General features: G+C 61.2%; 11 protein-coding genes. 8 read left to right on the plus strand and 3 right to left on the minus strand.

The features are described from left to right. Positions 1-22: 22 nt before the first annotated feature. The 8 genes from M5G18_RS11800 to M5G18_RS11835 all read left to right on the plus strand — a co-directional run bounded on the left by M5G18_RS11800 (position 23) and on the right by M5G18_RS11835 (position 10,394). Entirely contained in the window at positions 23-1,525 is a 1,503-nt protein-coding gene (locus tag M5G18_RS11800) for a CoA-acylating methylmalonate-semialdehyde dehydrogenase (RefSeq protein WP_273899854.1), read from the plus strand. Positions 1,526-1,550: 25 nt separating this feature from the next. Further along, complete coding sequence (locus M5G18_RS11805) at positions 1,551-2,372, plus strand: TIM barrel protein (protein ID WP_273899853.1); 822 nt, start codon at positions 1,551-1,553, stop codon at positions 2,370-2,372. Between the two features lie 45 nt (positions 2,373-2,417). Beyond that, the gene (gene iolD / locus M5G18_RS11810) at positions 2,418-4,349 is read left to right on the plus strand and encodes a 3D-(3,5/4)-trihydroxycyclohexane-1,2-dione acylhydrolase (decyclizing) (RefSeq protein WP_273899850.1); all 1,932 of its coding nucleotides are present in this window, start codon (positions 2,418-2,420) and stop codon (positions 4,347-4,349) included. A 35-nt stretch (positions 4,350-4,384) separates the two neighbouring features. Next, the gene (iolG, locus tag M5G18_RS11815) at positions 4,385-5,410 is read left to right on the plus strand and encodes a bifunctional inositol 2-dehydrogenase/D-chiro-inositol 1-dehydrogenase (protein WP_273899848.1); all 1,026 of its coding nucleotides are present in this window, start codon (positions 4,385-4,387) and stop codon (positions 5,408-5,410) included. A 131-nt stretch (positions 5,411-5,541) separates the two neighbouring features. After that, positions 5,542-6,591 (plus strand): Gfo/Idh/MocA family protein, encoded by a 1,050-nt coding sequence (locus M5G18_RS11820; RefSeq protein ID WP_273899847.1) that lies wholly within the window; start codon positions 5,542-5,544, stop codon positions 6,589-6,591. A 160-nt stretch (positions 6,592-6,751) separates the two neighbouring features. Further along, entirely contained in the window at positions 6,752-7,678 is a 927-nt protein-coding gene (locus M5G18_RS11825) for a sugar ABC transporter substrate-binding protein (RefSeq protein ID WP_007956051.1), read from the plus strand. A gap of 70 nt (positions 7,679-7,748) precedes the next feature. Further along, on the plus strand, positions 7,749-9,314 hold the full coding sequence (locus tag M5G18_RS11830) for a sugar ABC transporter ATP-binding protein (protein ID WP_273899846.1): 1,566 nt from the start codon (positions 7,749-7,751) through the stop codon (positions 9,312-9,314). A 57-nt stretch (positions 9,315-9,371) separates the two neighbouring features. Next, positions 9,372-10,394 (plus strand): ABC transporter permease, encoded by a 1,023-nt coding sequence (locus tag M5G18_RS11835; RefSeq protein ID WP_007956055.1) that lies wholly within the window; start codon positions 9,372-9,374, stop codon positions 10,392-10,394. 107 nt (positions 10,395-10,501) lie between these two features. On the opposite strand, the gene M5G18_RS11840 is transcribed toward M5G18_RS11835, so the two are convergent. From M5G18_RS11840 to rtcR, 3 genes are all read right to left on the minus strand, one after another. Beyond that, a complete protein-coding gene (locus tag M5G18_RS11840) occupies positions 10,502-10,759 on the minus strand; it encodes a hypothetical protein (RefSeq protein ID WP_207985623.1) in 258 nt (85 codons plus the stop codon). A 95-nt stretch (positions 10,760-10,854) separates the two neighbouring features. Beyond that, on the minus strand, positions 10,855-11,022 hold the full coding sequence (locus M5G18_RS11845; protein ID WP_273899844.1) for a hypothetical protein: 168 nt from the start codon (positions 11,020-11,022) through the stop codon (positions 10,855-10,857). Between the two features lie 80 nt (positions 11,023-11,102). After that, positions 11,103-12,704, minus strand: coding sequence for an RNA repair transcriptional activator RtcR (gene rtcR / locus M5G18_RS11850; RefSeq protein WP_273899843.1), 1,602 nt, complete (start codon positions 12,702-12,704; stop codon positions 11,103-11,105). Positions 12,705-12,736 lie beyond the last annotated feature (32 nt).

Raw genomic sequence — 12,736 nt, forward strand, 5'->3', positions numbered from 1 at the left:
TTTCGCACGGAGAACAAGAACAATGAGCGACGCCCCGGTCATAGGCCATTACCTCGACGGTCAGGTGCAGGACAGCGGTAGCGAACGATTCAGCGATGTCTTCAATCCGGCCACTGGCGGCGTTCAGGCGCGGGTCGGGTTGGCCAGTCAGAAGACCGTGGACGCTGCCGTCGCTTCGGCGCTGAAGGCATTTCCCGCCTGGTCCGAGCAATCGTCCCTGCGCCGTTCGCGGGTGATGTTCAAGTTCAAGGAATTGCTCGATCGTCATCACGACGAACTGGCCGAAATCATCAGCCGCGAACACGGCAAGGTGTTTTCCGACGCCAAGGGCGAAGTCACCCGAGGCATCGAAATCGTCGAATACGCCTGCGGTGCGCCGAACCTGTTGAAGACCGAGTTCAGCGACAACATCGGCGGCGGCATCGACAACTGGAACCTGCGTCAGCCGCTCGGCGTCTGCGCCGGGGTCACGCCGTTCAACTTCCCGGTGATGGTGCCGCTGTGGATGATTCCGCTGGCGCTGGTCACCGGCAACTGCTTCATCCTCAAACCGTCCGAGCGCGATCCGTCCGCCAGTTTGCTGATGGCTCGACTGTTGACTGAAGCCGGTTTGCCGGACGGCGTGTTCAACGTGGTTCAGGGCGACAAGACGGCGGTCGACGCCTTGCTGCAGCACCCGGACATCGAGGCGATTTCGTTTGTCGGTTCGACGCCGATTGCCGAGTACATCCACCAGCAGGCCACCGCGCGCGGCAAGCGGGTGCAGGCGCTGGGCGGCGCGAAGAATCACATGATCGTCATGCCTGACGCGGATCTGGATCAGGCGGCAGATGCCTTGATCGGCGCGGCTTACGGATCGGCCGGTGAGCGCTGCATGGCGATTTCGATTGCGGTCGCGGTCGGCGAAGTCGGCGATCAACTGATCGCCAAGCTGCTGCCGCGCATCGACCAGTTGAAAGTCGGCAACGGTCTGCAAGGCGACAACGACATGGGCCCGCTGGTCACCGCCGAACACAAGGCCAGGGTGGAAGGCTTTATCGATCAGGGCGTGGCTCAGGGTGCGCAGCTGATTGTCGACGGCCGCCACTTCAAGGTGCCGGGGGCCGAGGCGGGCTTTTTCGTCGGCGCGACGCTGTTCGATCACGTCACCACCGACATGAGCATCTATCAGCAGGAAATCTTCGGCCCGGTGCTGGGCATCGTGCGCGTGCCGGATTTCGCCAGTGCCGTGGCGCTGATCAACGCCCATGAATTCGGCAACGGCGTGTCGTGTTTTACCAGCGATGGCGGGATCGCCCGCGCCTTCGCCCGCAGCATCAAGGTCGGCATGGTCGGCATCAACGTGCCGATTCCGGTGCCCATGGCCTGGCATTCGTTCGGAGGCTGGAAGCGCTCGCTGTTCGGCGATCACCATGCCTACGGGGAGGAAGGCATTCGTTTCTACAGTCGCTACAAAAGCGTGATGCAGCGCTGGCCCGACAGCATTGCCAAGGGCCCGGAATTCAGCATGCCGACGGCCAAATAATTCATCTGCGCGGAGAACAACAAGAATGAGTACTCCACTGCGTTTTGCCCTGAACCGAATGGTCGCTCCACGTTTGTCCCTGCCGGCGTTCATCGAATTGGCGGTGACCCTCAAGGCCGACGCCATCGAGATCCGCAACGACCTCAAAGGCATCGAGATCGAGGACGGCACCGCGCCAGAACACGTGCGTGAGTTGTGCGCGGCCCACGGCATCAACGTGCTGTCGATAAACGCGCTGTATCCGTTCGACGTGTGGAATGACGAGCGCCGCGCGCAGGCCTTGAAGCTGGCTGCCTATGCCCGCGATTGTGGTGCGCGGGGGCTGGTGATGTGCCCGTTGAACGACCGCGCCGATCCGCGCAGCGTCGCCGAACGTGCGTCGGGCCTGCGCACCGCGTTGAGTGAGCTGGCGCCAGTCCTGCGTGATCACGGCCTGCTGGGTTTCATCGAGCCGCTGGGGTTCAAAGCCTGCTCGCTGCGCCGCAAACGCACGGCGGTGGAGGCGATCAAGGCAGTCGGCGGGCTGGATGTGTTCCGTCTGGTGCACGACACCTTTCATCACCATTTGGCCGGTGAGCAGGAGTTTTTCCCTGAGCTGACAGGGCTGGTGCACATCTCCGGTGTCGAGGAAACCGAGGCGCCGCTGGCGACCCTTGGCGATGGCCACCGGGTGCTGGTGGGCGCGGACGACATTCTCGGCAACGCGGCACAAATCAACAGCTTGCTCGCTGGCGGCTACAGCGGCTATCTGTCGTTTGAACCGTTCGCCGACAGCGTCCATGGCCTGGCGGATATCCAGACGGCGATCGGCGCGAGCATGGACCACCTGAGCAAATCCCTGAGTTGACAGTGCCCCTCGCAGGGATCGGATCTGAATTTGAAAGGTGCGGTTATGACCACAACAAGACTGACCATGGCCCAGGCCCTGGTGAAATTCCTCGACAACCAGTACATCGAGGTCGATGGCGTTCAGAGCAAATTCATCGCCGGGATCTTTACCATTTTTGGCCACGGCAACGTGCTGGGTCTGGGGCAGGCGCTGGAGCAGGACAGCGGTGACCTGATCGTCCATCAGGGCCGCAACGAACAAGGCATGGCCCATGCGGCAATCGGTTTCGCCAAGCAGCATCTGCGGCGCAAGATCTACGCCTGCACCTCGTCCGTGGGGCCGGGCGCGGCGAACATGCTGACCGCTGCCGCCACCGCGACCGCCAACCGGATTCCCTTGCTGCTGTTGCCGGGCGACGTCTATGCCTGCCGTCAACCGGACCCGGTGTTGCAACAGATCGAGCAGTTCCACGACCTGAGCATCAGCACCAACGATGCGTTCAAGGCCGTGAGCAAATACTGGGATCGCATCAACCGCCCCGAGCAATTGATGACCGCGGCAATCCACGCCATGCGCGTGCTCACCGACCCCGCCGAAACCGGCGCCGTGACTCTGGCCTTGCCGCAGGATGTGCAGGCCGAGGCGTACGACTATCCCGATTACTTCCTGCAAAAACGCGTGCACCGCATCGAGCGTCGCCCGGCCACTGAAGCGATGATCGGCGATGCCGTGGCACTGTTCAAAGGCAAGCGCAAACCGCTGATCATCTGTGGTGGCGGCGTCAAATACTCGGGCGCCAACGCGGCGTTGCAAGCGTTTGCCGAGCGCTTCGATATTCCCTTCGCCGAAACCCAGGCCGGCAAGAGCGCGGTGGTGTCCAGCCATCCGCTGAACGTCGGCGGCATTGGCGAAACCGGTTGCCTGGCGGCGAACCTGCTGGCCAAGGACGCAGATCTGATCATCGGGGTCGGCACTCGCTACAGCGATTTCACCACCGCGTCGAAATCCTTGTTCCAGCACCCTGACGTGCAATTTCTCAACCTCAATATCAGCCCGTGCGATGCCCTGAAACTCGACGGCGTGCAACTGCTGGCGGATGCCCGGACAGGTTTGTCGGCGCTGGCCGAAGCGCTGGGCGACTACCGTTCCGGCTGGGGCAATCAACCCCGTCAGGCCCGGGCGCAACTGGATGAAGAAGTGGACCGCCTGTATCAGATCGACTACCAGGCGCGGGATTTCGTCCCGGAAATCAACGACCACCTCGATCCGGCGGTGTTGCGCGAATTCATCGAGCTGACCGGTTCCTGCCTGACCCAGAGTCGCGTGCTCGGCGTGCTCAATGACACCCTCGCCGATGACGCGGTGATTGTCGCCGCCGCCGGCAGTCTGCCCGGCGACCTGCAGCGCAGCTGGCGCAGCAAGGGGGTGAACACCTATCACGTCGAATACGGATATTCGTGCATGGGCTATGAGGTGAACGCGGCGCTGGGCGTGAAGCTCGCCGAGCCCGAGCGCGAGGTCTATGCGCTGGTGGGCGACGGCTCCTACATGATGCTGCACTCGGAACTCGCCACCTCGATCCAGGAGCGGCGCAAGATCAACGTGGTGCTGTTCGACAACATGACCTTCGGTTGCATCAACAACCTGCAGATGGGCAACGGCATGGACAGCTTTGCCACCGAGTTTCGTTTCCGCAACCCGCAAACCGGCAAGCTCGACGGCGCTTTCGTGCCGGTGGATTTCGCCATGAGCGCGGCGGCCTACGGCTGCAAGACCTACAAGGTAAACACTGTTGAAGAGTTGCAGGCGGCGCTGGCCGATGCGCGCTTGCAGACGGTCTCGACCCTGATCGACATCAAGGTTCTGCCCAAGACCATGATTCACGGCTACCTGTCGTGGTGGCGGGTCGGCGTGGCGCAAGTCTCCACCAGCGCCCGCACCGATGCGGTGGCCAAAACCCTGAACGAACGACTGGCCAAGGCCCGTCAGTACTGATTGCCCTGAATCGAACAACCACAAGGAATCCTTTCATGTCATTGCTTTCCCAAGCGTTGCAGCTAGGCGTCATCGGCACCGGGGCCATCGGCCAGGATCACATCCGTCGTTGCAGCCAGACCTTGCTCAACAGTCAGGTCGTGGCGGTTACCGACATCAATTTGCAGCAGGCGGCCAAGGTCGTGGCTGAGCTGAATCTGACCGCCGAGGTCTATCCCGACGGCCACGCGCTGATCCAGGCGCCGGATGTCGAGGCGATCCTCGTCACCTCCTGGGGCCCGAGCCACGAAGAGTTCGTGCTGGCCGCCATCGCGGCGGGCAAACCGGTATTCTGCGAGAAGCCACTGGCGGTCACCGCCGAAGGCTGCCGCAAGATCGTCGAGGCCGAAGTGGCCCACGGCAAACGGCTGGTGCAGGTCGGTTTCATGCGTCCGTACGATGAAGGTTATCGCGCGCTGAAGTCGGTTATCGACAGCGGCCAGATCGGCGAACCGCTGATGCTGCATTGCGCCCACCGTAACCCGAGCGTGGGTGAAAACTACAAGACCGACATGGCGATCACCGACACCTTGATCCATGAGCTGGACGTGTTGCGCTGGTTGCTCGACGACGATTACGTCTCGGTGCAGGTGGTGTTCCCGCGCAAGAGCAGCAAGGCCCTCGCGCATTTGAAAGATCCGCAGATCGTGCTGCTGGAAACCGCCAAGGGCACGCGGATCGACGTGGAGGTTTTCGTCAATTGCCAGTACGGCTATGACATCCAGTGCGAAGTGGTGGGGGAGACCGGCATCGCCAGGCTGCCTGAACCGTCCCAGGTGCAATTGCGCAGCGGGGCCAAGCTGTCCAACGCGATTCTGATGGACTGGAAGGATCGCTTTATCGCGGCCTATGACGTCGAGTTGCAGGCGTTCATCGATGGCGTGCGGGCAGGGCAGGTGGGTGGGCCTTCGGCGTGGGATGGCTTCGCGGCCGCGGTTGCCGCCGATGCGTGCATCGAAGCGCAGAACAGCGGGGCGATCGTTAACGTCGCACTGCCTGATCGCCCCCATTTCTACAGCTGACGCAAATCCCTGTGGGAGCGAGCTTGCTCGCGATAGCGATTTATCAGGACACATCTATGTGGAATGTGCCGCCGCCATCGCGGGCAAGCCCGCTCCCACAGGGACCGCGTTTTATTCAGGGAAATACTTTCATGCGCATCGGACTTGTCGGTTACGGCCATGGCGGCCGGTTTTTTCATGCTCCGCTGATCAGCAGTCTGCCGGCGGCGACGTTCGTCGGCGTGGTCACCCGTTCAGCGGAGCGCCGACAGTTGCTGGCGGCGGAGCATCCGGGTGTGCCGGCCTTCGACAGCATCGGCCAGTTGGTGGAAGCCGGGATCGATGTGCTGGTGGTATCGACGCCCCTCAAAGGCCGGCCGGCACTGGTGCTCGACGGCATCGAACACGGCGTGGCGGTGGTCAGCGACAAGCCGTTCGCGGCCGACTGGCAGCAGGCGCAAACCCTGATCACCATGGCCGAGCGCCAGAATGTACCGCTCAGCGTCTATCAGAACCGGCGCTGGGACTCGGACTTTTTAACCGTGCGCAAACTCATCGAATCCGGCGCGCTGGGCCAGGTCAGCCGGTTCGAGTCGCGGATCGAACGTTACTCGCCGTCATCGGTTAATAACGGCAGCGGCGGTGGTTTCCTGCGCGATCTGGGCAGTCATCTGGTCGATCAGGCGCTGTTGCTGTTCGGCCCGGTGACACGGGTTTACGCCGAACTGGATTACCTGGAAAAAGACCAGGCGTTCGATCACGGCTTCTTCATGTCCCTGACCCACGCCAGCGGCGTGACCTCGCATCTGGGCGGCAGTTGCCTGCAAAACAGCCCCGGTCCGCGCTTTCGGGTGAGCGGTACGCTGGGTTGTTACAGCGTCGAGGGGCTGGACGGGCAGGAGGCTCAGGCGCTGGCCGGGCTCTCGCCGAAAACCGAAGGCGAGCGCTGGGGCGTTGAGGAGCACCGCCGTTGGGGCTGGTTCGAACACGGAGACGAGCGCGAACGGGTTCCGTCTGAGCGCGGCTGCTGGAGTCAGTTCTATTTACAGCTACAAATCGCGTTGCAAAACGGTGGCCCACTGCCCGTTGACGCCCGTGATGCACTGGCGACAACCCGCGTGCTAGACGCTGCGCGCCTGAGTTTCAAACGTCATCAGGTAGTGGAACTGAGTGAGTTTGCAAGCCATGGAATAAAATCATAATAAAATTCTAAAACAGGTTGATATGGAAAATATTTTCCAATAAAGTCGATTCCAGTTTCACTGTCTCGTGACACGTTCCAACGCCTCGACTGCTTGTCCGCTTACTGAAATCGTCATGCCTCATCCATAAAACCAACAAGAATGTGGAGAAAGACTTTTCATGAAGACCAAGACCCGTTTTGCCTCACTGGCCTTGTCCCTGATGTTCGCCAGCGGCGCTGCGCTGGCCGATATGAAGATTGGCGTCAGCATGTCCCAGTTCGATGACACCTGGCTGACCTACCTGCGTGAATCCATGGACAAGAAAGCCAAGTCCTATCCCGACGGCGTCAAGCTGCAGTTCGAAGACGCCCGCAGCGACGTGGTCAAGCAACTGAGCCAGGTCGAAAGCTTCATCAGCCAGAAGGTCGACGCCATCGTGGTCAATCCGGTGGATACCGCCGCCACCAAAAAGATCACCGAAGCGGCAGTGAAGGCCGGCATTCCGCTGGTCTACGTCAACCGCCGCCCCGATGACCTGAACCTGCCCAAAGGCGTGGTAACCGTTGCTTCCAACGACCTGGAAGCCGGCGAGATGCAGATGCAGTACCTGGCCGACAAGATGGGCGGCAAGGGCGACATCGTGATTCTGCTGGGCGACCTGGCGAACAACTCCACCACCAACCGCACCAAGGGCGTCAAAGAGGTGCTGGCCAAATATCCGGACATCAAGGTCGAGCAGGAACAGAGCGGTGTGTGGCTGCGGGATAAGGGCATGACCCTGGTCAACGACTGGCTGACCCAGGGCCGCAAGTTTGACGCGGTCGTCTCCAACAACGACGAAATGGCCATCGGTGCCGCCATGGCCCTGCAACAGGCCGGCGTCGCCAAAGGCAGCGTGTTGATCGCGGGGGTCGACGGTACGCCGGACGGCTTGAACGCCGTGAAGAAGGGCTCGCTGGCCGCTTCTGTGTTCCAGGACGCCAAGGGTCAGGCCGACGGCTCCATCGATACCGCGGTGAGAATGGCGAAGAACGAGCCGGTCGAGCCGGCGGTGTGGGTGCCGTTCCGCCTGATCACGCCGCAAAACGTTGACCAGTTCAAATAGTCCGTCCGTTCAATAACAACAATAAGCCCGCAAGGTGGCGATCGCGACCTTGCTGATGGAGTACCTGATCATGTTCGCTTCAGCGACTGCTTCGAGCACCCCTTTGACGGGGAGCCCGCCCACTGCACTACCTGTCGAAGAGCCGTACCTGCTGGAGATCCTCAACGTCAGCAAGGGTTTCCCCGGTGTGGTGGCGTTGTCCGATGTGCAACTGCGGGTACGCCCCGGTTCCGTGCTGGCGCTGATGGGCGAGAATGGCGCGGGCAAATCCACCCTGATGAAAATCATCGCCGGCATCTACCAGCCAGACGCCGGCGAGCTGCGCCTGCGGGGCAAACCGGTGGTGTTCGAAACGCCACTGGCGGCGCTTCAGGCCGGGATCGCAATGATCCACCAGGAACTCAACCTGATGCCGCACATGAGCATCGCCGAAAACATCTGGATCGGTCGCGAGCAGCTCAACGGCTTTCACATGATCGACCATCGGGAAATGCACCGCTGCACCGCAAAACTGCTGGAGCGTTTGCGAATCAACCTCGACCCCGAAGAGCTGGTCGGCAACCTGAGTATCGCCGAGCGGCAGATGGTCGAGATCGCCAAAGCCGTGTCCTACGACTCCGACATCCTGATCATGGACGAACCGACATCGGCCATCACCGACAAGGAAGTCGCCCATCTGTTTTCGATCATTGCCGACCTGAAAAGCCAGGGCAAAGGCATCATCTACATCACCCACAAAATGAACGAAGTGTTCGCGATCGCCGATGAAGTGGCGGTGTTCCGCGACGGTGCCTACATCGGCCTGCAGCGGGCCGATTCCATGGACAGCGACAGCCTGATTTCGATGATGGTCGGTCGCGAGTTGAGCCAGTTGTTTCCGGTGCGTGAAAAGCCGATCGGCGATCTGCTGCTGTCGGTGCGCGACCTCAAGCTCGATGGCATTTTCAAGGGTGTTTCCTTCGACCTGCACGCCGGGGAAATCCTGGGCATCGCCGGTTTGATGGGCTCCGGCCGGACCAACGTCGCCGAAGCGATCTTCGGCATCACGCCCAGCGACGGTGGCGAGATCCGTCTCGATGGCGAGGTGGTGCGCATCAGCGATCCGCACATGGCGATCGAGAAGGGCTTCGCGCTGTTGACCGAAGATCGCAAGCTCAGTGGTCTGTTCCCGTGCCTTTCGGTGCTGGAGAACATGGAAATGGCCGTCCTGCCGCACTACGCCGGCCACGGGTTCATCCAGCAAAAAGCCTTGCGCGCCTTGTGCGAAGACATGTGCAAGAAGCTGCGGGTGAAAACCCCGTCGCTGGAGCAGTGCATCGACACCCTGTCGGGTGGTAATCAACAGAAGGCCTTGCTGGCCCGCTGGCTGATGACCAACCCGCGAATCCTGATTCTCGACGAGCCGACCCGTGGCATCGATGTCGGCGCCAAGGCCGAGATTTACCGGCTCATCGCCTACCTCGCCAGCGAAGGCATGGCGGTGATCATGATTTCTTCGGAGCTGCCGGAAGTGCTCGGCATGAGTGACCGGGTGATGGTCATGCACGAGGGCGACCTGATGGGCACCCTCGACCACAGCGAGGCGACTCAGGAGCGGGTGATGCAGCTGGCTTCGGGCCTGTCCTCGGTTCATTAATGGATACCGCTGGTGGCCGAGGCCGCCGTCGATGATGCGATAGAAAGGTGAGTGGTTATGAACGCGATACTGGAAAACAAACCGGCCACGGCACCGGTCAAGAGTCGCCGGCGCTTTCCGACGGAGCTGAGCATTTTCCTGGTGCTGATCGGCATTGGTCTGGTGTTCGAACTGTTCGGCTGGATCGTGCGCGACCAGAGCTTCCTGATGAACTCCCAGCGGCTGGTGTTGATGATCCTGCAAGTGTCGATCATCGGTCTGCTGGCGATTGGCGTGACCCAGGTGATCATCACCACCGGTATCGACCTGTCGTCGGGCTCCGTGCTCGCGTTGTCGGCGATGATCGCGGCCAGTCTGGCGCAGACCTCGGATTTCGCCCGGGCGGTGTTCCCGTCACTGACCGATTTGCCGGTCTGGATTCCCGTAATTGCCGGGCTCGGTGTCGGGCTGCTGGCGGGGGCGATCAATGGCAGCATCATCGCCATCACCGGGATTCCGCCGTTCATTGCCACACTGGGCATGATGGTTTCGGCTCGTGGCCTGGCGCGTTACTACACCGAAGGCCAGCCGGTGAGCATGCTCTCGGATTCCTACACGGCCATCGGCCACGGCGCGATGCCGGTGATCATTTTTCTGGTGGTGGCGGTGATCTTCCACATCGCGCTGCGTTACACCAAATACGGCAAATACACCTACGCCATCGGCGGCAACATGCAGGCGGCGCGCACGTCGGGCATCAACGTCAAACGCCACCTGGTCATCGTATACAGCATCGCCGGGTTGCTGGCGGGGCTGGCAGGCGTGGTGGCTTCGGCCCGCGCCGCCACCGGGCAGGCCGGGATGGGCATGTCCTATGAGCTGGACGCGATTGCCGCTGCAGTTATCGGTGGTACCAGTCTGGCGGGCGGGGTGGGGCGCATCACCGGCACTGTGATTGGCGCACTGATCCTGGGGGTGATGGCCAGCGGGTTCACGTTCGTCGGGGTCGATGCCTACATCCAGGACATCATCAAGGGCCTGATCATCGTGGTCGCGGTGGTGATCGACCAATACCGCAACAAGCGCAAGCTCAAGCGCTGAAATTCATCGTCCTGGTCTGGCAAGACGGGATAAGCGTCATACACAAAAGCCGATCGGAGAGATCGGCTTTTTAATGCCTGCGAAAACTGCTGAGGCGGCAAAGTCGTTCAGGGTTTCTTTTCTTCCATCCCATCCTTTGAGCCACTGGATGTTTGCGCATCCTTCTCTGTCTCGTGGGACTCTGCACCGGAGTTCGATCCCGAGGCTTCTTCACCCTTTTTGTCGGCCTTGTCTTCCTTGGATTCGGTGCCTCCCTGGTTGACCCCGGGAATGCCCGTAGGCGGAACGGTGCTTCCCGCCATCGCCAACGGTGCGGTGGCAGATAAAAGACTTCCAAGCATGAGGGCTGCAATGGTTCTGTTCATCGTCGGGGCTTCCGCGTCAGGTGGGTAGACGTTGGAAGTTCTGACGCGGGGTAAAGTGCCGGGCAGCTGACGGGCGGGAACTCGTAGCTATTCGTTCACGGGCGCCCGCTGTAGATGTGGTTCAGTAAGAACAGCTCGATGATCGCCACAAAGACGCAGGTCACGACAAATCCGCGGGTGAAGACTCTGCGAGGCTTTTGGCCGGACGTCTGGAAGCCGTCAAGAATCGATAGCAGGTTTGAAAAAAAATCCAGTAAGTCCATCCGTGTTTGTCCTTCACTCGGTGCCGGTATCGCGGTGCGGCGCAGTTTATCTCATCGACTCAATTGGTTACGGTCTTGTTTCACTGATCGCGCAACTGGCTCCATTCAATGCCGAACCGTGCGAGGTACTTCCTCAATCGGTCCGCATCGTTGGGCTGCGCCTTCGCCTGTCGCGACACGCCAAACAGTCGTCTGCCGGCATCCGACAAGCTGTCTGCCTGTCTGCAAACCTCCAGCACTGCCTTCAATTGCAATCGATCGAACAGGTCCAGCGTCTCGGCATCGCCCGGCAGCTCATTTGTCACGCCGGCCGGTTGCGCCAGCCCCCACGCATACCGCAGCCGATCAATTTCCTCCTCGACCTGCGCTTCATCGATTCGCCCGCTGTCGGCCAGTGTCGCCATGCGCGTGATCGAGGCCGAGAGTTCGCGAAAGTTACCCAGCCACGCAGCTTCCCGCGAGCTGGCGAAACCCAGGTAGCGCCGTCGGGCTTCAAGATTGAAGCGCACCAGTTGGCCGTGTTCGCGGGCGTGGCGTTCAAGCTCGAAATCGATGTTGGGTTCGATGTCTTCGCGGCGTCCCGCCAGGCCTGGCAGGTCGAACGTCCAGAGGTTGATCCGTGCGTAGAGATCTTCCCGAAACAGGCCTTCGGCGACGCGACTGCGCAGGTCGCGGTGGGTGCCGGCGATGATCAGGAAGTCGCTGTCGACCTCCTTGTCCGAGCCCAGCGGGAAGAAGCGCTTTTCTTCGATGGCCTTGAGCAGCATGGCTTGTTCGTCTGCCCCGAGTTCGCCGATCTCGTCGAGAAACAGCATGCCACCGTCAGCTGCCCGCAGCAGGCCGTCGCGGGCGTTTTGCGCGCCGGTAAACGCGCCTTTGACATGGCCGAACAGCGCAGACATTGCCCCGTCACCACGCAGGGTGGCGCAGTTGACTTCAACGAAGCGTCCCTGCATTTGATGGCGACTGCGTTTGAGCTCGTAGATGCGTCGGGCGAGAAAGGATTTGCCGGCGCCGGTCGGGCCGATCAGCAGCATCGGCGCTTTGGAGCGCACGGCCACGCGTTCGATCTGCTCGATGGAACGGTTGAACGCGGTGTTGCGGGTGGCAATGCCGGACTTGAGAAACTCCAGGCCTTCCAGACGTTTGTGGGTGAAGCGTGAGGCAATCCGGTCGTAGCGCGACAGATCCAGGTCGATCAGGGCGTGGGTGCCGGTGGCCGGTTCTTCTTCGCTCTTGCGGCGGGCGGGGGAGGTCTGGATCAGGCGTGCCGGCAGGTAGCGCGCCTCGGTCAGCAAGAACCAGCAGATCTGCGCGACGTGGGTCCCCGTGGTGATGTGCACCAGATAGTCCTCACGCTCGGTATCGAAGGTGTATTCGGAGGTGAAGTCGTGAAGTGCGCCGTAGACCTCTTCGAAATCCCAGGGGTTGCGCAACGCCATCGGATGCAGGCGCACTTCTGTGCACGGCGACACCTGACGGATGTCCTCGCGAATGCGTTCGGCCAAGCTCGCGTCCCGGGCGTCCGTGCCGTGTATCAATTCCAGTCGATGGATCAAGACGTCCGGTTGCTGGCACAGGCCCACGCTAGGCCGCCAATGGTTCCAGCGGTTGGCGCCTTTGCCTACTCGATCGAGGGTGGCTCCGATGAAACCGATGGCGACAGTGCGCTTGCTGGACATTGATTATCCTGAAAGATAAATGACGATATCTA

This window comes from Pseudomonas aphyarum, from assembly GCF_028657055.1.
Lineage (GTDB): Bacteria > Pseudomonadota > Gammaproteobacteria > Pseudomonadales > Pseudomonadaceae > Aquipseudomonas > Aquipseudomonas aphyarum.

What these genes read in the sequence shown, in the direction of transcription:
- M5G18_RS11800 (WP_273899854.1), top strand. Translation starts at nt 23, where the DNA reads ATGAGCGACGCCCCGGTCATAGGCCATTACCTCGACGGTCAGGTGCAG.
- M5G18_RS11805 (WP_273899853.1), top strand. Translation starts at nt 1,551, where the DNA reads ATGAGTACTCCACTGCGTTTTGCCCTGAACCGAATGGTCGCTCCACGT.
- iolD (WP_273899850.1), top strand. Translation starts at nt 2,418, where the DNA reads ATGACCACAACAAGACTGACCATGGCCCAGGCCCTGGTGAAATTCCTC.
- iolG (WP_273899848.1), top strand. Translation starts at nt 4,385, where the DNA reads ATGTCATTGCTTTCCCAAGCGTTGCAGCTAGGCGTCATCGGCACCGGG.
- M5G18_RS11820 (WP_273899847.1), top strand. Translation starts at nt 5,542, where the DNA reads ATGCGCATCGGACTTGTCGGTTACGGCCATGGCGGCCGGTTTTTTCAT.
- M5G18_RS11825 (WP_007956051.1), top strand. Translation starts at nt 6,752, where the DNA reads ATGAAGACCAAGACCCGTTTTGCCTCACTGGCCTTGTCCCTGATGTTC.
- M5G18_RS11830 (WP_273899846.1), top strand. Translation starts at nt 7,749, where the DNA reads ATGTTCGCTTCAGCGACTGCTTCGAGCACCCCTTTGACGGGGAGCCCG.
- M5G18_RS11835 (WP_007956055.1), top strand. Translation starts at nt 9,372, where the DNA reads ATGAACGCGATACTGGAAAACAAACCGGCCACGGCACCGGTCAAGAGT.
- M5G18_RS11840 (WP_207985623.1), bottom strand. Translation starts at nt 10,759, where the DNA reads ATGAACAGAACCATTGCAGCCCTCATGCTTGGAAGTCTTTTATCTGCC.
- M5G18_RS11845 (WP_273899844.1), bottom strand. Translation starts at nt 11,022, where the DNA reads ATGGACTTACTGGATTTTTTTTCAAACCTGCTATCGATTCTTGACGGC.
- rtcR (WP_273899843.1), bottom strand. Translation starts at nt 12,704, where the DNA reads ATGTCCAGCAAGCGCACTGTCGCCATCGGTTTCATCGGAGCCACCCTC.